We start from the raw sequence: 26,465 nt of genomic DNA, 5'->3' as shown, positions 1-26,465 counted from the left end.
GGCGCGCTCTCCGTTCCGCCGCGCAGTACGCGTGCGACCGGCACGCCGGGGACATAGATGCCGCCGGTGCCGGAGGTGACGAAGATGTCGCCGGGGCGGAATTGACCGTCGGTGGTGTCGATCGTGCGAATATCGAGCAATCCGTCGCCGCGCCCGGCCGCCAGCGCGGGGCGCCCGTCGCGGGTGCGGCGCACCGGCACGACGCTTTCGGCATCGGTGATCAGCAGGACGCGTGCGGTGTTGGGGCCCACGTAGAGGACGCGTCCGATCAGCCCCTCCGGGCCGCTGACCGGCTGGCCATCCGTCACCCCCTGCCAGCTTCCGGCGTCGAGCAGCCCGTAGCGGCGCGTGCTGGACGCGCTGGTGCTGACGATCCGGGCGGCGACGACGACCTCCGGCGCGCGGTCGCGCATCCGCAGCAGCCCGCGCAAGCGGGCATTGTCGAGCTGGGCCTGCCGCCCCTTGAACAGCGCGCCGCGCGCGCGATCGAGCCGGGCGCGCAACTGGGCATTTTCGTCATGGACCCGCCACCATGTCCCGATCGCTTCGGGTACGCTGGCGATGCCGCGCACGACCACGCCGGTCGCTGACGAGACGGGGGCGGTCGCCTCCGCGACGGCGGCGCGCGCCATCTGAAAGGCCGCGGGGTTGAAGGTCGACAGCGCGAGCAGCACCGCCCCCACCACCGCCCCGGCAATGCCGAGGATGTAGGTGACGAACAGCCCATATTGCGCGCGTCGCGAAAAGCCCGGACGCCGATCCCGCGACGGCGCCATTGCCGTCACCTCCCGCCTTCAGATTACACCATGATGCTACCCAGTCCCCGCCGTCCGCCCCGAGGGGAAGGCTGAGCCCGTCGTCGCCGCGTCTCGAAGGGCAGATGCTTCGAGATCGCGTTCCGACCGGCCCATCGCCTCCTCGGTACGAACGAAAGGGGCGCGATCCGTGCGCCGCTCAGCCGTTCTGCAACACCGCGCGGAACATCGGATCTTCCAGCGCGCGGCCGGTGCCGATCGCGACGCAGATCAGCGGCTCGTCCGCCACCGTCACCGGCAGGCCGGTTTCGTCGCGCAGCACCTCGTCCAGCCCCTGCAGCAGCGCGCCGCCGCCGGTCAGCACGATCCCCTGATCGACGATGTCCGCCGCCAGTTCGGGCGCGGTATTTTCCAGCGCGATGCGGACGCCGTCGACGATCGCGGCGACCGGTTCGCTGACCGCCTCGGCGATCTGCGCCTGGTTGATCTGGATTTCCTTCGGCACGCCGTTGACCAGGTCGCGGCCCTTGATGTGGACGGTCTTGCCGATGCCGTCGACCGGCGGCTTGGCGCAGCCCAGTTCCTGCTTGATCCGTTCGGCGGTCGCCTCACCGATCAGCAGATTGTGGTTGCGGCGCACGTAGCTGACGATCGCATCGTCCATCTTGTCGCCGCCGACCCGGACCGACGTGGTGTAGGCGAGGCCGCGCAGCGACAGGACCGCCACCTCGGTCGTGCCGCCGCCGATATCGACCACCATGCTGCCGATCGGCTCGGTCACCGGCATGTCCGCGCCGATCGCCGCCGCCATCGGCTCGTCGATCAGATAGACCGCGCTCGCCCCGGCGTTCTGCGCCGCGTCGCGGATCGCGCGGCGTTCGACCTTGGTCGAGCCCGACGGCACGCAGATCACGATCTCCGGCCAGCGCATGAAGCGGCGACGGCCGTGCACCTTTTCGATGAAGTGCTTGATCATCTGCTCCGCCACGTCGATGTCGGCGATCACGCCGTCGCGCATCGGGCGGATCGCCTCGATCGAGCCGGGGGTCTTGCCCATCATCAGCTTGGCGTCCTCGCCCACCGCCTTGACGCGCTTGACGCCGTTGATCGTCTCCACCGCCACCACCGACGGTTCGTTGAGCACGATGCCGCGTCCGCGCACGTACACCACCGTGTTCGCGGTCCCGAGATCGATCGCCATGTCGTGCGAGGTCATCTTGAACAGGCGCGAGAATACCATTGACGTTGTCGTCCGTGTCTGAGTCGCCGGAATAGGGGCGCCGGCAGTGATCGTCCAAGTCCGCGCATCCCGCAGGAATCATGCTGGCGATGGTTAACTGCGGGGTCGCGGGATGCTGCGGCTTGGGCTACGTGCTGCGCTGTGTCAATACGCCGTCTCCCCTCGCATCTGGTCAATCGTATCGCCGCCGGTGAAGTGGTGGAAAGACCGGCCAGCGCGTTGAAGGAACTGGTCGAGAACGCGATCGACTCGGGAGCGGCGCGGATCGCGGTCGTGCTGGCCGCCGGGGGTGTGGAGCGGATCGAGGTCGCCGACGACGGGTGCGGCATGACGCCGGACGAGATCGCGCTGGCGCTGGAGCGGCACGCCACCTCGAAACTGCCCGACGAGGATATCGACCGGGTGCAGACGCTGGGCTTTCGCGGTGAGGCGCTGCCGTCGATCGCGTCGGTCGCGCGGCTGACGATCGAGAGCCGGCCGCGTGGGAGCGAGGGCTGGGCGCGGACGGTCGACAATGGCGTGCTGGAGCGCGACGGCCCCGCTGCCTTGCCGCCGGGGACGCGCGTGGTGGCGGAGGCGTTGTTCGCGCACGTGCCCGCGCGGCGGAAGTTCCTGCGCTCCGCCCGCTCGGAATATGCCGCCTGCCTGGATGTCGTGCGGCGGCTGGCGATGGCGCGGCCCGATATCGCCTTCTCGATCGAGCATGACGGACGGCGCGTGCTGTCGGTCGCCGCTGCCGAGGGGCGTCCGGCACGGGTCGCGGCGCTGACCGACCGTGCGCTGGCCGACAATTCGGTCGCGATCGACCTGGAGCGCGACGGCCATGTGCTGGGCGGAGTCGCCGGGCTGCCGACCTTCCATCGCGGGGTGGCGGACCATCAATATCTGTTCGTCAACGGCCGGCCGGTGCGCGACCGGCTGCTGATCGGTGCGATCCGCGGCGCCTATGCGGAGATGATGCCGCGCGATCGCCATGCGGTGGTGGCGCTGTTCCTGGACGTGCCGCCCAGCGAGGTCGATGTGAACGTCCATCCGGCCAAGACCGAGGTGCGCTTCCGCGACCCGGCGCTGGTCCGCGGGATGATCGTGTCGGGGCTGCGCCGCGCGCTGGATGCGGCGGGGCATCGCGTGGCGCACGCGCCGCCCGCCGACATCATGGCGATGTGGCGGCCGGAGACTGGCCCGGCTCCCTCGGAGGGGTGGAGCGCGAGCGGCCCGCGGGACACGTCGCTTCCCCCGGCTCCCGCTCCACTCGCGGAGGGGCTCAGGCTGAACGATCATCGGCCGACCTTCTTCGCCGCGCCGCCGCAGGCGCGCCCCGCGCCTGACTGGACGCCGCCCCCCGCGCGGACCGACTTCCCGCTGGGCGTCGCGCGCGGGCAGGTGGCGAAAACCTATATCGTCGCCGAGGCCGAGGACGGGATGGTGCTGGTCGATCAGCATGCCGCGCACGAACGGCTGGTGCTGGAACGGATGCGCGCCGCGCTGGCGGGCGGGCGGGTCGCCAGCCAGTCGCTGCTGATCCCGGAGGTGGTCGAACTGGACGAGCCCGCCTGCGACCGGCTGGAGGCCCGGGTGGCGGAACTGGCGGACTTCGGGCTGGAGCTGGAGCGGTTCGGCGCGCGCGCGATGCTGGTGCGCGCCACGCCGGCGCTACTCGGCAGCGGCGATCCGAAGGGGCTGGTCAACGACCTCGCCGACGAACTGGCGGCCTATGACGAGGCGCTGTCGCTGCGCGAGCGGCTGGATGCGATCGCGGGGACGATGGCGTGCCATGGCTCGGTGCGCGCGGGGCGGGTGCTGTCCCCGGCGGAGATGAACGCCCTGCTCCGCGAGATGGAGGCGACTCCGCATTCGGGCCAGTGCAACCACGGCCGCCCGACCTGGGTGAAACTGGACATCAGAAGCGTCGAGAAGCTGTTCGGGCGGTAGCGTCATGCTATCGCCGGATGCCCTCGGCGCGCGGCGTGCGTGTCCATCGATCGAGAAGCGCCGACCCGTCCCCGGAGGGTGGGATGCCGGGCGGGGTCCGCGACAGGCGCGGGGCCGGCGCGGCCTGCGTCAGCCCGTCATGCTCGACGAACGTGCCGCGCGCGGCGAGATGATCGTCGCGGATCGCCTCGTTGGCGGACAGGACCGGGAACACGCAGGCGTCGGTATCGCGGAACAGGTCGGCCCAGTGATCGCGCGGCGCGGTGGCGAAGGTGCGCTCCAGGATCGCGGCGGTCGCTGGCCAGTCCGCCACGCGCTGCGACAGTCCGGCATCGGCCAGGCCGAGGATGTCGAGCATCCGTGCCCAGAATTGCGGTTCGATCGGCCCGACCGCGATCTCCCGCCCGTCGGCACATGTATAGGTGCGGTAGAAGGGCGCGCTGCCCCCCAGCGCATTGCGCGCGCGGTCCAGCGAGATGCGCCCGGCGGGCAGCAATCCGGTGAACATCGTCATCAGGTGGCTGACGCCATCGACGATCGCGGCATCGACCACCTGTCCGCGCCCCGATCGCTGTCGCTCGAACAGCGCCGCCATGATCCCGAAGGCGAGGAACATCGATCCGCCGCCGAAATCGCCGACGAGGTTGAGGGGCGGCACCGCGCGCCGCCCCGGCTCGCCGATCGCGTCCAGCGCGCCGGTCAGCGCGATATACGTGATGTCATGGCCGGCGCGTGGAGCGAGCGGCCCGTCCTGTCCCCAGCCGGTCATCCGGCCGTAGACGAGCGCGGGGTTGGGCGCGAGCAGTATGTCGGGGCCGAGACCCAGCCGCTCCATCACGCCCGGCCGGAAGCCCTCGATCACGACATCGGCATGGTCGCACAGCGCCAGCGCGGCGGCGCGTCCGTCGTCGCCGCGAATGTCGAGCGTCATCGCCGCGCGGCCGCGATCCATGATCGGGTTGGGCCAGCCGTTGCCGCCCTCCCGGTCGATGCGGATCACCTCGGCCCGTGATCGGCGAGCAGCATCGCGCAATGCGGCCCCGGTCCGATGCTCGCGAACTCGACGACGCGCAGCCCGGTCAGCGCGCCGCCCATGTCAGGCCGCCGCCCGCAGCGCGGACAGGCGCCCGGCGATGATCGCCTCCGCCTCGCCGACGATCCGCGCGATCAGGTCGCGGCAGGTGGGAATGTCGTGGATCAGGCCCCGGATCTGCCCGGCCCAGATCAGCCCCGCGTCGAGGTCGCCCGATTCCAGCGGCGCGCGCCCTTTCGCGCCGGACACCAGCGGGCGGATGTCCTCGAACACCGTCTCGGGCCGCGCCGACAGTTCCACCACCTTGTCCGACACGCTGGTCTTCGCGACCCGCCCGGTATTGTGGAAGCGGCGGAAGATCAGGTTCGTCGCGCGTTCGTCATTGGCGACGATCAACTGTTTCACGGCGTCGTGGATCGGCGCCTCGACCGTCGCGCAGAAGCGCGTGCCCATGTTGATGCCGTCCGCGCCCAGCGCCAGCGCCGCGACCAGCCCGCGCCCGTCGCCGAATCCGCCGCTCGCCAGCATCGGCACCGTCACCCGGTCGGCGGCGGCGGGTATCAGGACCAGCCCCGGAATGTCGTCCTCGCCCGGATGGCCCGCGCATTCGAAACCGTCGATCGAGATCGCGTCCACCCCCATCCGCTCCGCCGACAGCGCGGGGCGGACGGCGGTGCATTTGCGGATCACGGTGATGCCATGTTCCTTCAAATGCGCGACATGCTCCTGCGGCCGGTGCCCGGCGGCTTCGACGATGGTGACCCTCATGTCGATGATCGCGCGTCGATAGTCGGCATAGGGCGAGGGGCTGACCGAGGGCAGGATGGTCAAATTCACCCCGAACGGCTTGTCGGTCATCGCGCGCGGCACCGCTCGATCTCGCGACGCAGATCGTCGGGCGTCGGCTGCGTCAGCGCGGTCAGGATGCCGAGCCCACCGGCGTTCGATACGGCGGCGGCCAGTTCGGCACGGCCGACCCACATCATCCCGCCGTGCACGATCGGATGTGCGATGCCCAGCAGCTCGGTAACCCGCCGCCCATCGCGACGCCGTTGACCGCCGCGATCACCGGCTTGGCCATGTCGAAGCGCGACGTCAGTCCGGCAAAGCCGCTCGCCGGGATCGCCATGCCGCCGCCCGACGCCTGCTGCTTCAGGTCGTGGCCGGCGCAGAACGCCTTTTCGCCCGCACCGGTGACGATCGCCACCCATTGCTCGGGATCGGCGGCGAAGGCGTCGAACGCCTCGGCCAGTTCCTCGTGCGCCGCCGCGTTCAAAGCATTGTGCGCCTCGGGGCGTGCGATCGTGACGATCGTCAGCCGGCCCTCGCGCGCGACATGGATGTAGCGGTGCGTCACTTCTGCCGCTCCTTCCAGTCGCGTTTGATCTTCTTGGCGAGGCTCCATTTGTGGACCTCGGTCGGGCCGTCGTAGATGCGGAAGGCGCGGACCTCGCGGAACACCTGCTTGACGATCGTGTCGCCGGTGACGCCGGTCCCGCCCATCACCTGCACGCAGCGGTCGGCGACGCGCATCAGCGCCTCCGACACCGCGACCTTGGTCATCGAGCTTTCCGTGCCGCCGGGCTCGCCGGCGTCGAGCACGTCGGCGCACCAGTCGATCATCAGTTCGGCCTGTTTCAGGTCGATCAGATTGTCCGCCAGCATGAAGCCGACGCCTTCATGGTCGATCAGCGGCTTGCCGAACGCATGGCGGCGGTTGGTGTAATCGGTCGCGATCTCGTTGGCACGCACGCACGCCCCCAGCCAGCGCATGCAATGCGACAGCCGCGCCGGGGCGAGGCGAACCTGCGCATATTTGAGGCCCTCGCCGCTATGGCCGAGCATCTGGTCGGCGGGCACGCGCAGGTTCTCGATCCGCACCACCGCATGACCGCCGGCCATCGAGCTGTCGATCGTGTCGAGCACGCGCTCGATCGTGATCGCCGGATCGGGCAGGTCGACCAGGAACATGCAGGCACCGTCATCCGACTTCGCCATCACGATCCCGACCCGCGCACCTTCCGCGCCGGTGATGAACGCCTTGCGCCCGTTCACCACCCAGTGATTGCCGTCGAGCACGGCGGTGGTCTGCATCATCGACGGGTCCGATCCCGCGCCGCCATCGACCGCCGGCTCGGTCATGAAGAACGCCGAGCGCGCCTCGCCCCGCACCAGCGGATCGAGAAAGCGCCGCTTCTGCTCCGGCGTGCCGACCTTGCCGAGCAGGTACATATTGCCCTCGTCCGGGGCGGCGGTGTTCACCGCCAGCGGTCCGAGCGGCGACAGCCCCGACTGGCGCAGGACATACGCCGTCTCCCGCTGCGACAGATGCGATCCGTCCGGCAGGATGTGCGGCGTCAGCACGCCCGCCGCGCGCGCCCGCTCACGCAGTTCGGCGACCAGTTCGTCGCTCGGTCCATGCGCGCTGCGGCGTGGATCCCGCTCATACGGCACGACCACCTGGCGGACGAACGCCGCGACCCGCGCGCCGATCTCCTGCGCCCGCGCGCTCATCGCGGCGCCATCCGGATCGCGCCGTCCAGCCGGATCGTCTCGCCGTTCAGCATCGGATTGGTCACGATCGCCTCGACCAGTTGCGCAAATTCGTCCGGCTGCCCCAGCCGCGACGGGAACGGCACCTGCTGCCCCAGCGAATCCTGCGCCTCCTGCGGCAAGGTCGCGAGCAGCGGGGTCCAGAAGATGCCGGGCGCGATCGTCATCACGCGGATGCCGTAGCGCGCCAGCTCACGTGCGATCGGCAGCGTCATGCCGACCACGCCGCCCTTCGACGCGGCATAGGCCGCCAGCCCGATCTGCCCGTCATAGGCGGCGACCGAGGCGGTGTTGATGATGACGCCGCGTTCCTCTCCGACCGGATCGGCAGTGTGCAGCGCGGCGGCGAATTTCGACGCGACGTTGAAGGTGCCGAGCGGGTTGATGGTCACGATCTTCGCGAAGGAGGCGAGGGGGAGCGGCTGGCCCTCGCGGTCGATCACCTTGGCGGGCGGGCCGATCCCGGCGCAATTGACCAGGATGCGCGCCTTGCCGTTGACCGCTTCGGCCTCCGCGATCGCGCTGGCGACCGCCGCTTCGTCGGTCACGTCGACGCGCGCGAAATGTCCGCCGATGTCGGCGGCCAGCGCATGGCCCAGCTCGGCGTTCAGGTCGAAGATCGTCACCTTCGCTCCCGCCGCCGCCAGCCGCCTCGCGGTGCCGCCGCCCAGCCCCGACGCGCCGCCGGTGACGATGGCCGCCATGCCCTCGATCTGCATATCCCATTCTCTCCTATGTGTTTTTGGCGTCAGAGGCCGCGCGCGATCACCATCCGCTGGATGTCCGACGTGCCTTCGTAAATCTGGCAGACCCGCACATCGCGGTAGATCTTGGCCAGCCCGTACTCCTCCAGATAGCCGTAGCCGCCAAGCGTCTGGATCGCCCCCGACACCACGGCCTCGGCGGTTTCGGAGGCGAACAGCTTCGCCATCGACATTTCTTGCGGCGGCGATTGCCGCCATGCCGGTCGCGTGGTTCCTGACCGCCAGGAAAATGTGGAGAGGATCGATGCACCCGGCCGACCATGCCGTGCGGTGTCCCGCGAAAGCCGCGATCGTCATGGCCGACAGCGGCCTGACCGTCAGCTATCGCGAACTCGACGAACACTCGAACGCCAGCGCCTGGCAATTGCGCGCGCTGGGGCTGCGGCGCGGCGATGTGATCGCGACGCTGTTTTCGAACGCGCCGGAGGTGTTCGTGCTCGGCTGGGCCGCGCAACGCGCCGGGCTGTACCAGACCGCGATCTCGAACAAGCTGAGCGCGCGCGATGTGGCCTATATTCTTCGCGACTCGGGGGCGAAACTGCTCGTCGTTTCGCCGAGCTGCCGCGACCTCGCCATGGCGGCGCTGGCCGGGCATCCCGGCCTGACCGCCTTCGTCTGGAGCGGCGGGACGCGCGGCTGGGCGACTGGTCGGTGGCGGCGGCAGGCTATCCGGTGGCGCCGATCCCGGACGAGAGCGCGGGCACGGACCTGCTCTATTCCTCCGGCACCACCGATCGCCCCAGGGGGGTGATGCCCGCGCTGCCCGAGGGACCGATCGGCGCCGAGACGCCGCTGACCCGGATGGGTGCGACGCTCCACGGCATGGAGGCCGAGCTGATCTATCTGTCGAGCTCGCCGCTCTATCACGCCGCGCCCTTGCGCTGGGCGATGGCGGCGCAGCAACTGGGTGGCACGGTGATCGTCATGGAGCGGTTCGACGCCGAGGGTTACGTTGCGGCTGATCGAGCGGCATCGCGTCACCCATGCCACGTTCGTGCCGACGCATTTTGTGCGGATGCTGAAGCTGCCCCAGGCGGTGTGCGCGCACCATGACGTGTCGTCGCTCAAGGCGGTGGTCCATGCCGCCGCGCCGTGTCCGGTACCGGTCAAGGAGGCGATGATCGCGTGGTTCGGCCCGATCATCCACGAATATTATTCCGGCACGGAATGTTGCGGCATCACCGCGCTGTCGAGCGAGGAATGGTTGCGCAAGCCGGGATCGGTCGGGCGCGCGGTGCTGGGCACGCTGCACGTCACCGACGACCGGGGAGCCGAGCTGGCGCCGGGGGCGACCGGCAACATCTTCTTCGGCGACGGTCCCGCCTTCCAGTATCTCAACGATCCCGCCAAGACCGCCGAGGCGCACGACCATCGCGGCTGGGCGACGCTGGGCGATATCGGGCATGTCGATGCGGACGGCAATCTGTTCCTGTCCGATCGCAAGAGCTTCATGATCATCTCCGGGGGCGTGAACATCTATCCGCAGGAGATCGAGAACCTGCTCGTCACGCATCCGGCCGTCGCCGACGTGGCGGTGATCGGGGTACCGTGCGAGGAAATGGGCGAGATGGTGATCGGCGTCATCCAGCCCGCGCCCGGCGTTACGGCGGACGAGGCGCTGGCCGAGGAATTGCGCAGTTTCGCCCGCGCGGCGCTGGGCGGGGCAAAGACGCCGCGCCGGATCGACTTCGTCGACGAACTGCCGCGCGAGCCGACCGGCAAGCTGTTCAAGCGTAAGCTGCGCGACCGCTATGCGGCGGCGATCAGGCCAGATCCTTGAGCGGACGCGCGGTGTCGGCAAGATCCTCCGGCGCGGCCTGTACTCCGTTCAGCACCAGCGCGCGGCCCTGGACATAATCCTTCACCGCATTCACCGCATCGATCGCGATCACCCTTCCGTCGCGCAGGTACACGATCGAAAAGGCGCGGTTGGCCGGGTCGCCGCGCAGCACCGCCGTGTCGAAGCCGGTCGAGAGCCCGACGGTCTGGAGCTTCAGGTCGTACTGGTTCGACCAGAACCATGGCACCGCCTGATAGGACGTCTCGCGCCCCACGATCGTGCGTGCCGCCACCACCGCCTGATCATTGGCGTTCTGGACCGATTCGAGCCGGATCGTCGCGCCGTCGGCGAAGCGGTTCACGTGCGCGGCGCAATCGCCGATCGCGAAGACGTGCGGCAACGTGGTGCGGCATTGTGCATCGACCAGCACGCCGTTGCCGACCGCCGCGCCGGCATCCGCCAGCGGTTCGATCGCCGGAATGATGCCGATGCCGACGATCACGATATCGGCGGGCAGGATCTCGCCGTCCGCCAGCCGCACGCCGGTCACGACGTCGTCGCCCTCGATGCACGACACGCCCGACGCCAGCAGCAGGCGGACGCCATGCGCGCGATGCTCCTGTTCGTAGAAGCGCGACAGCGCCTCGCCGGCGACGCGGGCGAGTACCCGGTCGAGTGTCTCGACCAGCGTCACCGTCTTGCCGAACTTCGTCAGCGCCGCGGCGGCCTCCAGTCCGATATAGCCGCCGCCGATCACGACGATCCGCTCGGCCGCGTCCAGCTCGCCGAGCAGCCGGTCGACATCGGCGCGGGTGCGGATCGCGTGGACGCCGCGCAGGTGATGGCCGTCGCAGGTCAGGCGGCGCGGCTCCCCGCCGGTCGCCCAGATCAACTCGCCATAGCCGACCAGCCGGCCGCTGTCGGTGGTCAGCGTCATCGCCTCGGCATCGACCGACACCACGCGTTCGCCCAGGATGAAGTCGATCGACCGTTCGACCCAGAAGCTGGCGGGGCGGATCAGGATCCGCTCGAACGCCTTCTCGCCGCTCAGATATTCCTTCGACAGCGGAGGGCGTTCGTAGGGCAACTCCGGCTCCGCGCCGATCACCGCGATCCTGCCCGCGAACTTCTCCTGGCGGAGCGCCGCCGCCGCCTGCGCACCGGCATGGCCCGCGCCGACGATCACCACGTCATAACGCGCCGGCGTCATGGGATCAGCACCACCTTCACGCATCCGCCGCGCGCCTGCGCAGCGATCGCGTCATTGATATCGGCAAGTGCGAAGGTTCGCACCAGCCGGTCGAACGGAAAGCGTCCGGCGCGGTGCGCGGCGATGAGTTCGGGAATGAAGGTCCGTGGGTCACTGTCGCCTTCCATGATTCCGATCACGCGCTGCCCGTAGGTGATCATGCCCGCGATGTTGATCGTCAAGGTGTCGCCGGCATTTGGCGGCACCCCGACCAGTCCGAGCAATCCGCGTGGCGCGAGCGCGCCCAGCATCGCCTCGATCGCGGGAACGCGCCCGCTGGTGTCGAAGGCGAAGTCGACGCCGCCCGGCAACAGGTCGCGGATCGCGGCGGTCACGTCACCCGCTGCCGGATCGACCACGTGCGTCGCGCCAAGCTCGCGCCCCAACCGGCGACGGTCGGCGAGCGGCTCGACCAGAATGATCGTCGCGCAGCCCTGGATAACCGCGCCCATCACCGCCGCCAGTCCGACCGGATCGCCCCCGACGACCGCGATCGACGAACCGGCGGGACAGGCCATCGAGCGCATCACGCCACCCGCGCCCGTCTGAAACCCGCACCCCAGCGGCCCCAGGATCGCGAGCGGCGCGTCCGGATCGTCGACCTTCACGACGTTGCGCGCGCGCACGATCGCATGCGCGGCGAAGCTGGATTGGCCGAAGAAATGCGAGGAAATCGCAGAGCCGTCCGGCGCGGCATAGGCGGTCGAACCGTCCTCCAGCCGAACCCCGGCGTATTTCAGCGGCGGGAAGTCGCGGCAATAGCTGGGCAGATGCTCGCCGCAGCGGTCGCAATGCCCGCAACTGGAGAAGCCGAGCACCACACGGTCGCCGACCGCCAGCCCCGTCACGTCCCGGCCGATCGCCTCGATCACGCCCGCCCCCTCGTGCCCCAGCACGGCGGGCAGCGGGTACGGAACGAACTGGTCGCGGAACACCAGATCGGTATGGCACAGGCCGACGCCCGCGATCGCCACGCGGACCTCGCCCGCGCGCGGTTCCTCCACCGTCACCGTCTCGATCGTGAAGGCGCCCCTGGGTTCGCGGGCGACCGCGGCGGTGGTCTGCATCATGGCCTCGTTCGTTACTGGATGGTCTGGCGCCAGCCGCTGGGCGTCTGCCCGGCGTGGTAGCGGAAGGCGCGGGTGAAGTGGCTCTGGCTGGTGAAGCCGAGCTGGTCGGCGATCGCGGCGATCGACATGTCGGATGCGCCCAGCAAATCCCGCGCGCGCTCCAGTCGTGCCTTCATCACATATTGGTGCGGCGTCGTGCCGATCGCCTTCTTGAAGACGCGGCAGAAGTGCGATGCGGTCAGCCCCGCGCGCGCCGCCAGCGCGTCGAGCGTGTGCGCCTCCTCGGGATGGGCGAGGGTGTCGTTCATGATCTGATGAATGCAATAGGCGGAGAAATCGGCGCTGGGGAAGGCGGCGTCGCCGCCGGAGGCAACGCCGCGCAGCGTGTACGCCTTCAGCGCATCGAGCAGCGTGCCGATGTACGCCGCGCGCTCCTGCGTCTGCGCGCCATACAATTCGCCCAGGATCAGGCGGGTGAGCGCGATTCCCAGCGGATCGGCGAAGGCGAAGCGCATCGCGCGGAACTGGTCGACCGCGCTCTGCTGCGTCAGCTCGCCGATGGGCACCGAGACGGTGACGACGTCCAGCTCGCCATCGATCCGCCAACCCGTGCTGACGCCGGCGGGGACGATCGTCGCGCAGCCGGGGACCGAGCGTGAGGCGCTCCAGTGGTCGGCCTGCCACAGCCGCGTATCGGGCTTGCCGCCGACATGGACGACGAACACCGGGTCGATCAGCGCGGGCAGTTCGTAGCTGCCGATGAACTGCCGCCAGCGCGCGGACAGCAGCGGGACCAGATTGACGGGGTCGCCGAGCGGGATGTCCGCGATCAGTTGCGCGACCCGTTCGCGGATGCGCGTCTCGATATCGCCGAGCCGTGCGGGCGACAGCGCCGGCATCACGAACTTGCGATAGCGGGTGTGAACCGGCGGATCGCGCGAGATGAACGGAATGCCGATCGCCGACTCCCCCGCGCCGGTCAGCCCGACCTCGTTTTCGTTGAAGATGCGGTGGCCGCCATTTTCGTGCGCGGAGGAGAAGGGCACCGGCTGGCGGACACTTCCACGATGTCGGTGTGCCGCATCAGTGACCAGAATCCCGCGCCATTTGTTTCCGTGTTCCAGTGGACGGGGTCGCTGCAGCTCGGCGAAGAGCTCCCACGGCACTCCGGCTTCATAGAGTGCGGGATCCTTCAGGTCGGCCGCCGGTATCGTCGCCATCAGAATGCCACCCGGATCGAGCCGCCATAGGTGCGCGGCGTGGAGGGGACGAGGAAATTGTAGGGGAAGCTTGCCCCGCGCAGATCGAGGCCGTAGGCATAGACACGGGCGTCGAGCAGGTTGTTGGCGAACGCCTTGAAGGTGAAGCGCCCGGTCGTCAGTGCGGCCGTCAGGTTGACCTTAGCATAGCCGGGCTGTTGCAGCTGGCTGTTCCTCTGGCCCGATCCGGCGGCATTGGTGTCGTTGAACGGCGAGAAATATTGCCGCGAGAAATAGGCGACGCTGGGCGAGATCGTCAGGCCGTCATTGCCGTTCCTGAACAGCGTCAGGTCCAGCCCGCCCTGCGCGGTAAAGCGCCGCGCGAACGGCAGGTCGTTGCCGTCCAATACGGTGTTCTGCAACGTCAGCGACTTGTAGGTCGAGTGCAGATACCCCGCCGCGGCGTTCAGCGTCAGGGCCGGAGACAGCCGCAGCCGTGCCTCCGCTTCCGCGCCATAGACCTGCGCCTTGGGCGCGTTGACAAGGAACGACACCGGGCCGGGGCGCGTGTCCTGCACCTGCTGGTTGTTGTAATCATAGTAGAAGCCCGCGGCGCTGAGCGTCAGGGCGTTGTCGAAATAGCGGCCCTTCAGCCCGACCTCGTACGCATTGACCCGCTCCGGCGCGATATAGTTGATTTCCGCCGACGAGGTGTAGCCCCCGCCGTTGAACGCGCCGGAGCGATAGCCGCGATTGTAGCTGGCATAGACCAGCGTCCCGCCCTCGAACGTATAGCTGAGCGACACCCGGCCGGTGAGTGCGTTGTTGCGCCCGTCGAGCGCGAAGCGCGCGTTCGGGTCATAGGCGCAGGTGCCGGGCACGTCGGGGCAGGGGACGGTCGTCGCCAGCGGGGGTTGCGGCCCGCCGACATCGCCCGTGAACAGATAGGCTTGTCCGTCGCGATACTGGCTGCGATCCCAGGTGTAGCGCGCGCCAAGCGTCAGCGTCAGCCGGTCGGTCAGGTCGTAATCGCCCTGTACGAAAACCGCGTAGGAGCGGCGGATCTGCCGGTAATGCTGGAAGAAGCCGCCGTTGACGCCCGGCCCCAGCGCTTGCCCGGCGACGGATCGGAGCAGGGCACGCGGCTCGGGCCGATCAACAATCAGGCCCAATATGAGCGGGTGCTCGACCTGATCCGCGACGCGAAGCAGCGCGGCTACACCTTCCTGACCGGCGGCGAGGCATCGGCGGCACCGGGCTATTTCGTACCCGTCACCATCATCGACAATCCGCCCGAGGACAGCGGGATCGTCCAGGAGGAGCAATTCGGTCCGGTCCTGCCGCTCTTGAAGTTCCGCGACGTGGACGACGCGATCGCGCGCGCCAATGCCGGCGATTACGGGCTGGGCGCGTCGGTCTGGGGCCGTGACGAGGACGCCGCCTTCGCGGTCGCCGAGCGGATCGAGAGCGGCACCGTCTGGGTGAACGAGACGCAGCATCTGAGCCCGCTCGCCGCGTTCGGCGGGATCAAGCAGTCGGGGCTGGGCATCGAGGGCGGGGTCGAAGGACTGCTGGAATATACGACGGTGAAGACGCTCGTCCGCCGACGATGAGCGTCGGGGTCCCGTCCGCCTGGCGCGGCGACCCTCACCTTGTCCGATCGGCGCGCGAGCCTTATGTACCGCACGTTATGGAAGTTGATGTCGCCGCCGCCAAGGGTCGCCCGCGTGAGTTCTGCGTCGATCGCGCGCTTGCCGCCGCGCTCGGTGTCTTCTGGTCGAAAGGCTATGAAGGCACGTCGATGGCCGATCTGACCGAGGCGATGGGAATCTCCAAGCCGAGCCTGTACGCGGCGTTCGGCAACAAGGAAGCCCTGTTCCACAAGGCGCTCGACCTCTACGAGGCGGAGAAGCTGCACTATACGCGCGCCGCGCTGGAACAGCCCACGGCGCGGGCGGTGGCGGAGCATTTCATGCGCGGCGCGATCGAGGCGCAGATGAGCGGCTGCGATCCGAAAGGATGTCTGGAGGTCATCAGCGTGACGGCCTGTGGTGCCGAAGCCGCCTCGATCAAGGCCGATGTGATCCAGCGTCGCGCCTCGTCGCAGGTCGCTCTGATCGAGCGTTTCGAACAGGCGAAGCGTGACGGAGATTTGCCGGCGCACGTCGATATCGCCGGTCTGACCGGTTTCCTCTACGCGATTCTGCAGGGCATGGCCGTGCAGGCCGGTTCGGGAGCCACGCGCGCCGACCTGGAACGGGTGGTCGAAACCAGCCTGATGATGTGGCCGAGCCGCTGAGACGATCTCGGCTGACCTTCACGCGCAGCCGAACGGCGGTCACCTTGTCGCCGGACGGAGCGGTCGAACCGTCTGCTCAGTCGAACGCGGTGGTGCCCAACGACAATTGCCGCAGCGCCTCCGGCAGGTCGGGCGTGTGGAATCCGAAAATCTTCCAGTTCGCGCGCAGCTTCGAGACGCAGGATGTCCGCCAGCAGCTGGCGACCGTGCAGATCGGCGGCGGCAGCACGTTCGACCGGCTGAAGCTCACCTACGACCTCAGCTAGGGGTTCTGCGATCAGGTGCAGCCGGGATCGTACAGCGTCGGCCACAATACGACCCTGCACCTATCCGCTGAACGCCACGGGTCTCGACTGGGTATCGCACGACCCGCGCTTTCCGCATCCGGGAATGCCGACCTATGCGGCCAACGTCGAGCGCGACCCCTCGTTGCTCCTCTTCGACGGCGCCAGCTTGAGCCGCTGGAAGCAGAGCGACGATCGCTGGGCCGAGAAGGGCAATGTGCGCTACGACCTCGGCAGGCTGGTCAACCATCTCCAGGTCGGGGCGAAGTGGATGCGTTCGTCGCTCAGCTACGATTCGACCCGGGTCGCGGAGTGGGATTTCCCCGGCACGCCGCTGGACGGCACGTTGCTGGCCGCGTCCGGGCTGATCCAGAAGGACGTGCCCACAATCCTTCACGGTGAATATTATTACGGTGCGGTGATGAGCCGGCAGACGGTCATTTCCGCGATCACCGACTCCGGGACTGCGCGAGGGACGATCCGCGAGGCGCTGTTCCAGCGGGAGCCGGCGGGGCTGATCTATCGCCGCGACCGCAGCGGCTGGTACGTTTCGCCACCTGCGATCACCTATGACCCGACGCGTTGGACCGGCTTCATGGCCTGTGTCATCGAGCAGCATCGCATCCCTCGACCGAAGTGCTGTCGATCGAAAGCATGGCGGCGTCGTCCGGGGTGGCGGACATCTTCCGGGTCGCGCCGGCACGCCGTCGCATCATGTCATCCGCCGCCGCTCGGTCGACGATCGGGCGGTCCTAATCGGGCGAATCGTCGTGGATCCCGCCCTCGCGCCGGGGCTGGGGCGGCACGATCTCGGCTCGTCACTCACCGGCACTCTCGGCACTGAGTATGGCCTGAAGGTGGTGCGCAAACGCGTCGACATGCGCCCGTGCGCGCTCACCACCTCCGTTGCCGAGATACTGGATGCCAAGCCCGGAACGCCCGGGCTGCTGGTGGTGCGGATCAGCTTCAACGCCGACGAGCGGGTCATCGAGTACGATCACGAATATTGGCGCCACGACGCCATCCGGGTCCTTGTCGATCTCGACAAACGATCATGACCGCTCCGTCGCGAACAACGGGTGAGCGAATAGCCGAACCGGTCGAGCAGCGGGCCTTCCACATAGTCTCCGGTCCACAACACCATGTGGGCATCGGCGATCTTGGCGAGCAAGGTGCCATAGCGCCAGAAGTCGACGCAGTCGCCGGTCTCGGCGAGGCGCTGATACCCGATGCATGACCAGCGGTTGCGATCACAGGCGAACCGCGCTGCCTCGGCGGCCCGCCCGACCATTCCGCCATGATTGTCGAGCCGCGCGATCGTCGCGCCGGCGGTCTCGCTCTCATCGGCGAAGCTAAGGATCGTCAGCGCCCGAGCGGTGGCGACAGGATGGCCAGTCGAGCTCTCGCGCGTCGCATAATCTTCCAGCCAGGATTGCCGTCCGGCATGGCGGGCGGCGAGCACTTCACTTGCCAGCGCGTGGTCACTCGAACAGCGAAAAACCGGTTGACATAACGGCAGCACGCTGGATCAACCGATCGAAACCGCGGCGGATGTTGCTGATCGCCTTGTGGTTCCTGCAAGTCTGCTTCGTGCGGCTGTACCGAAAATCGGGCGCATCGGCCGGTGAGATCGAAATCATGTGCGACTTGGCCACCGGCGTGACGGTGCTGACCTCCGATCCTATCTTATGGCAAAGTTCGAAGATGCTGAAGCGTATGGCGGCGAAAGGCGAAGCGCTGTCCGGCAAGAGGAGAAAAAGTAACTTTGCTGCTGTCCATCGGGTACTGGTTGATGGAAGGTTGGCGAAGGAAGTTGACTTAAAATCGCCACGGAAGACGAGCTTGTAATCTTGAATGGCGCAATAATGGCAAAGAATTCCGCACCTGGACCACTGAACTCCGGCGCGGTTGGTGGATGGGGTTCAGCGCCAAGGGGTTTGAAGCCCTCCCGCATCGATGCCCATCGTTTGTAGGAATAAGGCATCCCCAAAAAGGATCTAATTTGATCTTTTAATAAAGAAAATGATTGTCTAGCCTTGCCTCTGGCAAGGGGGGCTGCATGCAGAATTCTGACGCGGGCAATTTCGACGGATCGAGCATCGACCAGCCCCAGGAGAAAAGCCCGATACTCGTAGCGGACATCGCTGGAAGTTTTACCTATGCTTCCTACCAGAATGCGATGCCTGTTGTTCGCGGGATAAGAATCGAAAATGCCGATGGCCGGCATCATGAAAACATCCGGCTTGAGCTCGCGTCGTCACCTGCTTTCCTCAGGGCGAAATCCTGGACCATCGATCGGCTCGCGCCGGGCGATAGCCTGTCCATCAGTGATCGGAAGATCGAACTCGATGCTGCGTATCTGGCGGGTCTCAACGAAGCCGAGCGCGGCGAAATCACCCTCCGCTTAGCTGCGGGCGACCAATTGCTGGACGAACAGCGCGTCCCTGTCCGCCTGCTGGCGCGGGACGAATGGGGTGGCGTTGCCGATATGGCACAACTGCTGCCCGCGTTTGTAATGCCCAACGATCCTGCCGTCGGGCGCATCTTGCGCAGCGCAGCCGACCGTCTGGCGGAGCATGGCCATCCCAGCGGTCTTGATGGCTATCAGTCCGGCGATCCGCAGCGTGCCTATATGCTGACGGCCGCGATCTATTCCGCAATCGCGGCAATGGCGGTGCATTACGCCGAGCCGCCCGCCAGTTTCGAGGCGCGCGGGCAGAAGGTGCGCCGTCCCGCGACGATCGCCGACGAACGATTGGGTACGTGTCTCGATACCACCTTGCTGTTCGCCGCTGCGTTGGAAGGCGCAGGCCTGTATCCCGTCATCCTGCTGTTTGATGGTCATGCAGCCGTCGGCGTCTGGATGACCAAGAGGACGTTCGGCAACACCATCGAAACCGATCAGATGGATGTTCGCAAAGCGCTCGCTTCACGGGAGCTCATCGTGTTTGAAACGACGGGCGTCACCCATCGACCGGCCATGGCGATGGACGTGGCGCAACGTGCGCTCGATCACCGCATGAGTGAAGAGGAAGCGGCGGCTTTCGTCGCCGCGATCGACGTGCGTCGCGCGCGCAGCGGCGGCATCACGCCGCTCGCCTCGCACTACGCCAAGCCAGCCATTGACCCCGGGCAAGACGGAGACGCAATCCCGGCTGCCGCTCTGTCGCTGCCGTCCGCGCCATCTTTCAATGACCTGCCTGATATGCAGGTAGAGGAAAAGCCGACGACGGCGGCTGGACGGATTGATCGCTGGCAGAAGAAGCTGCTCGATCTCACCCTCCGCAACCGGCTGCTGAACTTCCCGGATTCAAAGAAGACGATCCCGTTCCTCTGCACCGACGTCGCCTATCTGGAAGACCGGCTGTCGGACGGTGCGGCGATCCAGATCGTATCCCTCCCGCAACAAAACCCGCTCGGCGAGCGCGATGCGGCGCTGTATCGCGAGGTGCATGGCCGCGACCTGCATCGTGGTTTTGCCGCGGAGGCTTTGGCGCGGGACGAACTGCCGTCGCTGCTCGATGGTCGCCAACTCGAGTCGCGGTTGATTGACCTGCACCGGCAGGTGCGCAACGATTTCGCGGAGGGTGGCGCGAACACGCTGTTCCTCGCGGTCGGCTTTCTACGCTGGAAGAAGAAGCCGGAGGATCAGCGCAGCTATCGCGCACCACTATTGCTGATCCCCGTCAAGCTGGAGCGGCGCAGCGCCACCGCACCGTTCCGCCTTCGATTCCATGAGGACGAGCCGCGCTTCAATGCGACCCTGCTGCAATTTCTGGAGCGTGACTTCGACCTGAAGCTGCCGCAGTTCGGCGGCGAACTGCCACGTGACGATAGCGGCATCGATGTGCCGCGCGTGCTGGCTGCGATGCGACAGGCGGTCCGGGACGTGCCCGGCATGGAGGTCGCTGACGAGACGGCGCTGTCCACCTTCAGTTTTGCCAAGTTCCTGATGTGGAAGGACCTTGTCGAGCGGACCGAAGCGCTGCGCGAAAATCGGGTCGTCCGCCATCTGATCGATACGCCGGACAAGCCGTTCGGTGATGGCCACCCCGCCATCCGCGACGAGGGCGAGCTCGATCGTGTCTATGCGCCGGCGGATATCATCTGTCTGCTTCCGTCGGACTCTTCCCAGACCGCCGCCAGCCTGGCGGCGGCGGAAGGTCGTGATTTCGTGATCGTCGGACCTCCCGGTACGGGCAAGAGTCAGACGATCGCGAACATGATCGCGAACTGCCTGGGCGTGGGCAAGACGGTGCTGTTCGTCGCGGAGAAGACGGCGGCGCTGGACGTGGTGTATCGCCGCCTGCGCGAACATGGGCTGGGCGACCATTGCATCGAACTCCATTCGAACAAGTCCGATCGTCGGCATTTCCTGGCGCAGTTGAAGGCGGCGTGGGAGCATCGGGGGCAGATCGATCCAGCGGAATGGATCACGGTCAATGACCGGCTGAAGCTGCGTCGCGATACGCTGAACGCGTATGTCGAGGCGCTTCACAAAAGCTATCCGAGTGGCTGGACGCCTTATTTGGCGCTCGGGGTGGCCCTGCGGGGAGCAGCGGAGCCCGCGCCGGATTTCGGTTGGCCCAAGGGGCAGGTTCATGACACCGTCACTCTGGCCGCACTCGAAGAGCTGGCGGGCGAGATAGGGCTGGTCTTCGCCTCGGTTGAACGTCGTCCGGCGCTGGACCTGGTCGATATCGACGAGCCGGGCACGGCGCGGCAGGACGAACTGCTCGCCGCTGGACAATCCCTGCGCAACGCCGCCGATCTGCTGAGCCAGGCGCTGGATGCCTATCGCGGTGTGCTTGGCCTGGCCGCTTCCGATCAGCCCGTGACATCGAGGGTCGCGACGCTGGGGGGTCTGGCTGCCGCGTTGGAAGCGGCGCGTGAGCACGACCTGTCGATCGCGTTCCATCCCGATTTCGTGCGGACGAGCGACGATGTGGTCGCGCTGACGGCCGCCATAGAGCTGTACCGGGATGCCGAACGACAATTGAGCGCCCCCTTTGCGGCCGCCAGCGTGCGGACCATGGATCTGACCGCGCTGGATCATCAGTGGCGTGAAGCGAGCGCCTCGATCTGGCCGCTTTCGACTTTGGGGCGGCGCAAGGTCGCCAACATGCTGCAAGGTTATGCGGACGGTGGGACGGTGGACCCGGACCAGGACCTGCCCCTGCTTCTGCGGATGAAGGAGCAACTGGCGGCGATCGACCATACGCCGCTGAAGGACCGGCAACTTCCGGTCGCGGGCCTCGACACCGATCTGACGGCGCTGCGCGCGATCCTGGAGGGTGCGGGTGCGTTACGGGCGGCGTTGCGGACGGATGGCTGGGGTCCGGGCGAAGCGGAGATCATCGCCAGGCGTGTCGCCGCCGCCATGCAAGAACGCGACGGCAGCCACGGCCTCTGGCAGAGCGGCTCCCGATTGCTTGCCGCACGGCAGGGTTTTGACGCGGCGCGCTCGCGCTTCGCCAAGGCCGCGGGACGGGACGTCTCGCTGAATGACGGACCGGCGGCGCTGTCGGATCTGGCGGCAAGCCTGACGGCGTTGGCCGATGCACGCCACTTGCTGCGGGATTGGTCGGCCTGGTGCCGCATCCGCAACCGCGCGGTGGCCTCCGGACTGGGCGCGTTGGTCGAGCAGATCGAGGGCGGCGTCGTTCCCGCCGGTCAGGCACGCGCCGCTTTCCGCCTTGGCTATGCCCGATGGTGGCTGCCGACGGTGCTCGACAGCGAGCCGGTGCTGCGTGATTTCCGACGCTTCCAGCATGAAAATGCGATCGACGAATTTCGTGAGATCGACGATCTGGTCCGCACCCACGCGACCGGCCGCGTCGTGGGCGCCCTGGCGCATGGTCTGCCGGCCGTACAGAGCGTGCCGCGCAATTCCGAACTCGGTTTGCTGCGCTACCAGATGGAACTGCAGCGCCCGAGTCAGTCGATCCGCGACCTTATCGGCAAGATGCCGGAGAACTTTTCGAAGCTGGCACCCTGCATGTTGATGTCGCCCCTGTCGATCGCCCAGTATCTGCCGCCCAACCAAGCGCTGTTCGACGTGGTCATCTTCGACGAGGCATCGCAGATCACGACATGGGACGCGGTCGGCGCGATCGCGCGCGGCCGTCAGACGATCATCGTCGGCGATCCCAAGCAGTTGCCGCCGACCAACTTCTTCGGCAGCAACGAGGAGGACGATGAGGTCGCCGACCATGAGAAGGACATGGAAAGCATCCTCGACGAAGCCAAGGCGTCCGGTATTCCGGTGCGCGACCTGCGCTGGCACTATCGCAGCCGCAGCGAGTCGCTGATCGCCTTCTCAAACCACCATTACTATCACAACCGCCTCGTCACGTTCCCGTCGCCGCAGGTGGACGACCGGGCGGTGCGCCTGCGCAAGGTGCCCAACGGCGTCTATGATCGTGGCAAGACCCGCACCAATCGGATCGAGGCGCAGGCGGTGGCGCACGAGGCGGTCGCACGGATGCGCGCATGGCTTAATCTGCCGGAGAAGAGCCGTCCGACGTTGGGGATCATCACGTTCAATGCGCAGCAGCAGTCGCTGATCCTCGACCTGCTGGATCTCGCCCGCCGCGACGAACCCGCGCTCGAATGGTTCTTCGCGGATGACCGGGTCGAAGCGACGATCGTCAAGAATCTGGAAAATGTGCAAGGCGACGAACGCGACGTCATCCTCTTCTCGATCACCTTCTGGAAGGATGCGGCGGGCAAGCTGACCATGGATTTCGGCGCCCTCAACCGGGACGGTGGCGAGCGACGGCTGAACGTGGCGGTGACGCGCGCGCGGCAGGAACTGATCGTCTTCTCCGGCTTCACCGCCGATCAGATCGATCCCACGCGCACCAAGGCGCTGGCGGTCCACCACCTCAAGACCTTCCTGGATTATGCTGAGCGTGGTGCCATCGCACTGCCAGCCGAGACGGCGGGTTCAGTCGGCGGGTTCGATTCTCCCTTCGAGGAAGCGGTGGCAGCGCAACTGGAGCAACGCGGCTGGGTCGTCGTGCCGCAAGTCGGCATCTCCGGCTTCCGCATCGACCTGGGTATCCGCCATCCCGATCTGGCCGGCGCCTATCTGGCGGGAGTCGAATGTGACGGCGCCACTTATCACAGCGCGGCGACGGCGCGGGACCGCGACAAGGTTCGCGAACAGGTGCTGACCGGGCTCGGCTGGAATATGCTGCGCGTATGGTCGACCGACTGGTGGTACGACAGCACCGGGTGCGCCGAGCGATTGCATGCCGCGCTTGAGGGGTTGCTCGAGCAGAGCCGCGCCACCCGCGCCGATCCGGTGGCCGAAGCGCATTGGAACATGGGCCACGAGGTCGAGGGAATCGAGGGAATCCGCGACGACGAAGCAGCCCTCCAAGAGGAAGCGGTTGTTTCTGTCCCGGGATCCGTCGACGTCGAACTCGTCGCCACCGACGTCACGCCCCCCGTCATTGAAGTTCAGTTCGCCAGTGCTCACCCGGCTTCGGCGATGACGCCGCCTTCGGTACAGCCGGACGATCGGTATCGTCTCGCGGACCTGAGCGCTTTCCCCGCCGATCCGGCTCGGTTCTTCGACTTCGCCTATCACGATACCCTGCGTGGCATGATCGTCGCCGTCATGGACAGGGAAAGCCCGTTGCGAACCGACATTTTGTGTCAGCGCATCGCGAGGGCCCATGGTTGGTTGCGGACCGGTGGAAAGATCCGCGAGCGCATCGACATGCATCTTCATGATTTCGAGCGGACGCAGGAATCGAGCGGCGAGTTCATCTGGAAGCCGGGAGAGGTGACCGACTTCAGACCCTATCGCGCGCCAAGCGGGGACGACGCGCGGCGGGCCATTCCGGACATTCCCCTCGCGGAATTGGCCGCGGTGGTACAGGCGCATCCCGCTCTGCTCGACGAACCCGATCCGGCGCGCGAGTTGGCCCGAATGCTGGGCGTCGAACGACTGGCCGCCGGATCACGCACGCGGCTGGATGAGGCCATTGCACGATGCCGCGACGGCGCAGCGTCCTCGACCATGACGTCCACGACGCCGGGAGCGGCATGACCATGACCCGCTTTCTGCATTCGAGCGACTTGCATCTCGGCAAGCGGTTCGGAAATTTCGCTGGCGACCTGCCAAGCCGCCTCCGGGAGGCGCGCCATGCGGTTCTTGGGACCCTGGCCCGTTGGCTCGGTTTCCTGGCAAGCTCTTGTCTGCACACTGTTTTGGGCCGGCGCGAACGGCACCTTGCTTTTCGGTCTGTAGTGCCTCGCCGTCGCGCAACACTTTGGCGTTGTTGGCTTTTGGCCGGCACCGTAGTCGCCAGATGGTCGATTGTCGTGGGTTTCCGCTGGAGCCACGCCCATGAGCGCCGATGACGAAATACGCTTCCGGCCAAAGCCTGGCCTTGTCCGAACCGACGTGCCGAAGCTAGGCAAGGCCAAGAGCTTCTTGACCCAGGCTAAGAAGATCGCCCGCCAGCAGAGCAACAGCCCGTCGCGGTCGTCATCACCATCGTCGCCCCGGTCCAGATCGAAGCCGAGTACCGCAGGCGGCAAGGCTGCGCGGGCGAGCAGCGGGCCGGGCCTGAAACGCGGGCGCGGCGCGGTCTTCGTCCGGTCACGCGCCCTGTCCGGCGGCTGGCGTCACAGCGCGCCAGGAATGCGCCGCGTCGTCGTCAAGACCCGCTATGTCCAGAGCGCCGGCAAGAACGGCAAGTCGGCTGCCCACCTGCGCTATATCCAGCGCGACGGCACCGCGCGCGACGGCGAGCGCGGCCAGCTCTATTCCGCGACCGAGGACCGCGCTGATGGTGATGCCTTCGTCGAGCGTGGCGCGGAGGACCGTCACCAATTCCGGTTCATCGTCTCGCCGCAGGACGGCGCGGACCTTACCGACCCGACCGCCTATACCCGCGACCTGATGCGCCAGGTCGAAGCCGACCTCGGCACGAAACTCGATTGGGTCGCGGTCAATCATCACAACACCGGCCATCCCCATGTGCATGTCATCGTTCGAGGCAAGGACGAACTGGGCGCGGATTTGGTCATCAACGGCGACTATCTCGCCAACGGCATCCGCGAGCGGGCGAGCGAGTTGGCGACGCTGGAGCTTGGCCCCGTCACCGAGATCGAGCAGAGCCGCAAGCTGTCCGCCGAGATCGATCAGGATCGTTTCACCCGCATCGACCGTGCGATGATCGGGGAAGCCGATGACCGCTTCCTCGACCTGCGTGACATGCCCGCCGATCCCCGGCATCGGTTCGACCGGACGCTCCGCCTGCGTCGTCTCGCCAGGCTGGAGACCATGGGCCTCGCCACCGAACACGCGCCCGGCATCTGGGAATTGGGCGAGCGGATCGAACCGACCTTGCGCGAGATGAGCGAGCGCGGCGACATCATCCGCACCATGCACAAGGCGCTGAAGGCGGACGGGCTGGAACGAGACCCGGCGACCTTCCAGCTTCACGATGCCGCGCCCGAAGTGCCGATCGTCGGCCGCGTCGTCGATAAATACCTGACCGACGAGCTGGGCGAGAGCCTGACGATCGTGGTGGACGGGATCGACGCCCGGGCGCACCATGTCCCCGGCATCGACCCGGCCCGCGTCGAAGATGTGCGGATCGGCAGCGTCATCAAGATCGGCCCGCCCGATACCGCACAACGGCCGTCCGACCGGGCCGTCGCGGCCGTCGCCGAAGACGGCATCTATCGGCCGAGCCGCCACCTTGAACAGGCCAGGTTCGACGGCCGCGTTCCGGGTGGCGACTATGAGGGCTTCGTCGATGCGCATGTCCGCCGGCTGGAGGCGCTACGCCGCGCCGGCATCGTCGAGCGCATAGACGCCGACCGATGGCGCATCCCGCAAGACTTCGAGAACCGCGCCGCCGCCTATGATGCCGGCCGCAACCGGCAAGGCAGCGTGCGCCTCCTTTCCACCCTTGATCTCGAAAAGCAGATCGGCGCGGACGGTGCGACCTGGCTCGACCGCCGTCTCTTGTCCGGCGAGACGTCAGACCTGTCGCCCTCCGGGTTCGGCCAACACGTCCGGGAAGCGATGGAGCGCCGCCGAGACCATCACATCGACCGGTGCGATGCGATCCGCCAGCCGGACGGCCGCGTCGTCTATCGGCGCAATCTCCTCGGCGCGTTGCGCGAGCGCGAGGTCGCCCGCGTCGGCGCGGAGATGGCGGCGAGCAAGGACTGACGTGACCCCCGGGTTTCATCCAGCCGGGACCAGAGACCGGCGGTTGTTGTGGCGCGCGAGCGCATCCGAAGCAACGGCCTGGACGCGTCCAGGCCGTTTCATC

At 67.3% G+C, this 26,465-nt stretch carries 23 protein-coding genes and 3 pseudogenes; 12 read left to right on the top strand and 14 right to left on the bottom strand.

Annotated elements, in window-relative coordinates:
• Together mreC and NS334_RS10135 are read right to left on the bottom strand one after the other, a co-directional pair.
• Nucleotides 1–776, bottom strand: a 776-nt coding sequence (mreC, locus tag NS334_RS10140) for a rod shape-determining protein MreC (RefSeq protein WP_058755849.1), incomplete at its 3' end; no start/stop codon positions are given.
• A 178-nt stretch (nucleotides 777–954) separates the two neighbouring features.
• Entirely contained in the window at nucleotides 955–1,995 is a 1,041-nt protein-coding gene (locus NS334_RS10135; protein ID WP_058755848.1) for a rod shape-determining protein, read from the bottom strand.
• A 141-nt stretch (nucleotides 1,996–2,136) separates the two neighbouring features.
• Between NS334_RS10135 and mutL the strand changes: the two genes are divergently transcribed.
• Nucleotides 2,137–3,927: a DNA mismatch repair endonuclease MutL gene (gene mutL, locus NS334_RS10130; RefSeq protein ID WP_058755847.1), complete on the top strand. Its 1,791-nt coding sequence runs from the start codon at nucleotides 2,137–2,139 to the stop codon at nucleotides 3,925–3,927.
• A gap of 7 nt (nucleotides 3,928–3,934) precedes the next feature.
• Here the strand turns inward: mutL and NS334_RS10125 are convergent, their stop codons facing one another.
• The 7 genes and pseudogenes from NS334_RS10125 to NS334_RS10100 form a co-directional block, all read right to left on the bottom strand.
• Complete coding sequence (locus NS334_RS10125) at nucleotides 3,935–4,927, bottom strand: CaiB/BaiF CoA-transferase family protein (RefSeq protein WP_342585545.1); 993 nt, start codon at nucleotides 4,925–4,927, stop codon at nucleotides 3,935–3,937.
• Nucleotides 4,924–5,022, bottom strand: a complete 99-nt coding sequence (locus NS334_RS19365) for a CoA transferase (RefSeq protein ID WP_342585544.1) — start codon at nucleotides 5,020–5,022, stop codon at nucleotides 4,924–4,926. The genes NS334_RS10125 and NS334_RS19365 overlap by 4 nt, the downstream gene beginning before the upstream one ends.
• 1 nt (nucleotide 5,023) lies before the next feature.
• Nucleotides 5,024–5,946, bottom strand: a pseudogene (locus tag NS334_RS10120) (NAD(P)H-dependent flavin oxidoreductase).
• Nucleotides 5,943–6,317: an enoyl-CoA hydratase-related protein gene (locus tag NS334_RS10115; protein ID WP_153002686.1), complete on the bottom strand. Its 375-nt coding sequence runs from the start codon at nucleotides 6,315–6,317 to the stop codon at nucleotides 5,943–5,945. Before NS334_RS10115 ends, NS334_RS10120 begins: the two are co-directional and overlap by 4 nt.
• Nucleotides 6,314–7,474, bottom strand: coding sequence for an acyl-CoA dehydrogenase family protein (locus NS334_RS10110; protein ID WP_058755846.1), 1,161 nt, complete (start codon nucleotides 7,472–7,474; stop codon nucleotides 6,314–6,316). Before NS334_RS10110 ends, NS334_RS10115 begins: the two co-directional genes overlap by 4 nt.
• On the bottom strand, nucleotides 7,471–8,232 hold the full coding sequence (locus NS334_RS10105; protein WP_058755845.1) for an SDR family NAD(P)-dependent oxidoreductase: 762 nt from the start codon (nucleotides 8,230–8,232) through the stop codon (nucleotides 7,471–7,473). The genes NS334_RS10110 and NS334_RS10105 overlap by 4 nt, the downstream gene beginning before the upstream one ends.
• A 29-nt stretch (nucleotides 8,233–8,261) precedes the next feature.
• Nucleotides 8,262–8,456 (bottom strand): annotated as a pseudogene (locus NS334_RS10100) (acyl-CoA dehydrogenase family protein); the annotation flags it as partial.
• A gap of 17 nt (nucleotides 8,457–8,473) precedes the next feature.
• On the opposite strand from NS334_RS10100, the gene NS334_RS19360 reads away from it, so the two are divergent.
• Genes NS334_RS19360 through NS334_RS19350 form a run of 3 tightly spaced genes read left to right on the top strand, consistent with a single transcriptional unit; the run spans nucleotide 8,474 to nucleotide 10,057 of the window.
• Nucleotides 8,474–9,028 (top strand): AMP-binding protein, encoded by a 555-nt coding sequence (locus NS334_RS19360; protein WP_342585543.1) that lies wholly within the window; start codon nucleotides 8,474–8,476, stop codon nucleotides 9,026–9,028.
• Nucleotides 9,028–9,330: a hypothetical protein gene (locus NS334_RS19355; protein WP_342585542.1), complete on the top strand. Its 303-nt coding sequence runs from the start codon at nucleotides 9,028–9,030 to the stop codon at nucleotides 9,328–9,330. Before NS334_RS19360 ends, NS334_RS19355 begins: the two co-directional genes overlap by 1 nt.
• Nucleotides 9,272–10,057, top strand: a complete 786-nt coding sequence (locus NS334_RS19350) for an AMP-binding enzyme (RefSeq protein ID WP_342585541.1) — start codon at nucleotides 9,272–9,274, stop codon at nucleotides 10,055–10,057. The genes NS334_RS19355 and NS334_RS19350 overlap by 59 nt, the downstream gene beginning before the upstream one ends.
• Here the strand turns inward: NS334_RS19350 and NS334_RS10090 are convergent.
• From NS334_RS10090 to NS334_RS10070, 4 genes are read right to left on the bottom strand one after another with little or no spacing between them, the layout of a single operon-like run.
• Nucleotides 10,041–11,267 carry an NAD(P)/FAD-dependent oxidoreductase gene (locus NS334_RS10090; RefSeq protein ID WP_058755843.1) on the bottom strand — a complete coding sequence of 409 codons (1,227 nt, stop codon included), beginning with the start codon at nucleotides 11,265–11,267 and terminating at the stop codon, nucleotides 10,041–10,043. The genes NS334_RS19350 and NS334_RS10090 overlap by 17 nt on opposite strands.
• Nucleotides 11,264–12,373, bottom strand: coding sequence for an NAD(P)-dependent alcohol dehydrogenase (locus NS334_RS10085; protein ID WP_058755851.1), 1,110 nt, complete (start codon nucleotides 12,371–12,373; stop codon nucleotides 11,264–11,266). The genes NS334_RS10090 and NS334_RS10085 overlap by 4 nt, the downstream gene beginning before the upstream one ends.
• A gap of 14 nt (nucleotides 12,374–12,387) precedes the next feature.
• A complete protein-coding gene (locus tag NS334_RS10080; RefSeq protein WP_241491898.1) occupies nucleotides 12,388–13,596 on the bottom strand; it encodes a helix-turn-helix domain-containing protein in 1,209 nt (402 codons plus the stop codon).
• A complete protein-coding gene (locus NS334_RS10070) occupies nucleotides 13,596–14,747 on the bottom strand; it encodes a TonB-dependent receptor (RefSeq protein ID WP_241491897.1) in 1,152 nt (383 codons plus the stop codon). Before NS334_RS10070 ends, NS334_RS10080 begins: the two co-directional genes overlap by 1 nt.
• Here NS334_RS10070 and NS334_RS10065 point away from each other — a divergent pair.
• From NS334_RS10065 to NS334_RS19100, 5 genes are all read left to right on the top strand, one after another.
• Nucleotides 14,649–15,188 (top strand): aldehyde dehydrogenase family protein, encoded by a 540-nt coding sequence (locus NS334_RS10065; RefSeq protein ID WP_083500395.1) that lies wholly within the window; start codon nucleotides 14,649–14,651, stop codon nucleotides 15,186–15,188. The genes NS334_RS10070 and NS334_RS10065 overlap by 99 nt on opposite strands.
• Nucleotides 15,189–15,265: 77 nt before the next feature.
• A complete protein-coding gene (locus NS334_RS10060; RefSeq protein ID WP_058755842.1) occupies nucleotides 15,266–15,874 on the top strand; it encodes a TetR/AcrR family transcriptional regulator in 609 nt (202 codons plus the stop codon).
• A gap of 44 nt (nucleotides 15,875–15,918) precedes the next feature.
• Nucleotides 15,919–16,140: a hypothetical protein gene (locus NS334_RS10055; RefSeq protein ID WP_193753054.1), complete on the top strand. Its 222-nt coding sequence runs from the start codon at nucleotides 15,919–15,921 to the stop codon at nucleotides 16,138–16,140.
• Nucleotides 16,141–16,264: 124 nt separating this feature from the next.
• Nucleotides 16,265–17,002: a hypothetical protein gene (locus NS334_RS19105; protein WP_058755840.1), complete on the top strand. Its 738-nt coding sequence runs from the start codon at nucleotides 16,265–16,267 to the stop codon at nucleotides 17,000–17,002.
• On the top strand, nucleotides 16,914–17,216 hold the full coding sequence (locus NS334_RS19100) for a UTRA domain-containing protein (protein WP_241491899.1): 303 nt from the start codon (nucleotides 16,914–16,916) through the stop codon (nucleotides 17,214–17,216). The genes NS334_RS19105 and NS334_RS19100 overlap by 89 nt, the downstream gene beginning before the upstream one ends.
• On the opposite strand, the gene NS334_RS10045 is transcribed toward NS334_RS19100, so the two are convergent.
• Complete coding sequence (locus NS334_RS10045) at nucleotides 17,156–17,620, bottom strand: hypothetical protein (protein WP_058755839.1); 465 nt, start codon at nucleotides 17,618–17,620, stop codon at nucleotides 17,156–17,158. The genes NS334_RS19100 and NS334_RS10045 overlap by 61 nt on opposite strands.
• Nucleotides 17,621–17,709: 89 nt before the next feature.
• Here NS334_RS10045 and NS334_RS10040 point away from each other — a divergent pair, with 89 nt between their 5' ends.
• The 3 genes and pseudogenes from NS334_RS10040 to NS334_RS10030 form a co-directional block, all read left to right on the top strand.
• Nucleotides 17,710–18,006: a hypothetical protein gene (locus NS334_RS10040; RefSeq protein ID WP_058755838.1), complete on the top strand. Its 297-nt coding sequence runs from the start codon at nucleotides 17,710–17,712 to the stop codon at nucleotides 18,004–18,006.
• 211 nt (nucleotides 18,007–18,217) lie between these two features.
• Nucleotides 18,218–24,220 (top strand): DUF3320 domain-containing protein, encoded by a 6,003-nt coding sequence (locus NS334_RS10035; protein WP_058755837.1) that lies wholly within the window; start codon nucleotides 18,218–18,220, stop codon nucleotides 24,218–24,220.
• A gap of 300 nt (nucleotides 24,221–24,520) precedes the next feature.
• Nucleotides 24,521–26,356 (top strand): annotated as a pseudogene (locus NS334_RS10030) (relaxase/mobilization nuclease domain-containing protein); the annotation flags it as partial.
• Nucleotides 26,357–26,465 lie beyond the last annotated feature (109 nt).

Origin of the sequence: Sphingomonas endophytica (genome assembly GCF_001476895.1) — a bacterium.
In the GTDB taxonomy this organism is placed as follows: domain Bacteria; phylum Pseudomonadota; class Alphaproteobacteria; order Sphingomonadales; family Sphingomonadaceae; genus Sphingomonas; species Sphingomonas endophytica_A.
The sequence above is the reverse complement of the archived record's forward strand: the minus strand, read 5'-3'. Positions and strand labels throughout refer to the sequence as shown.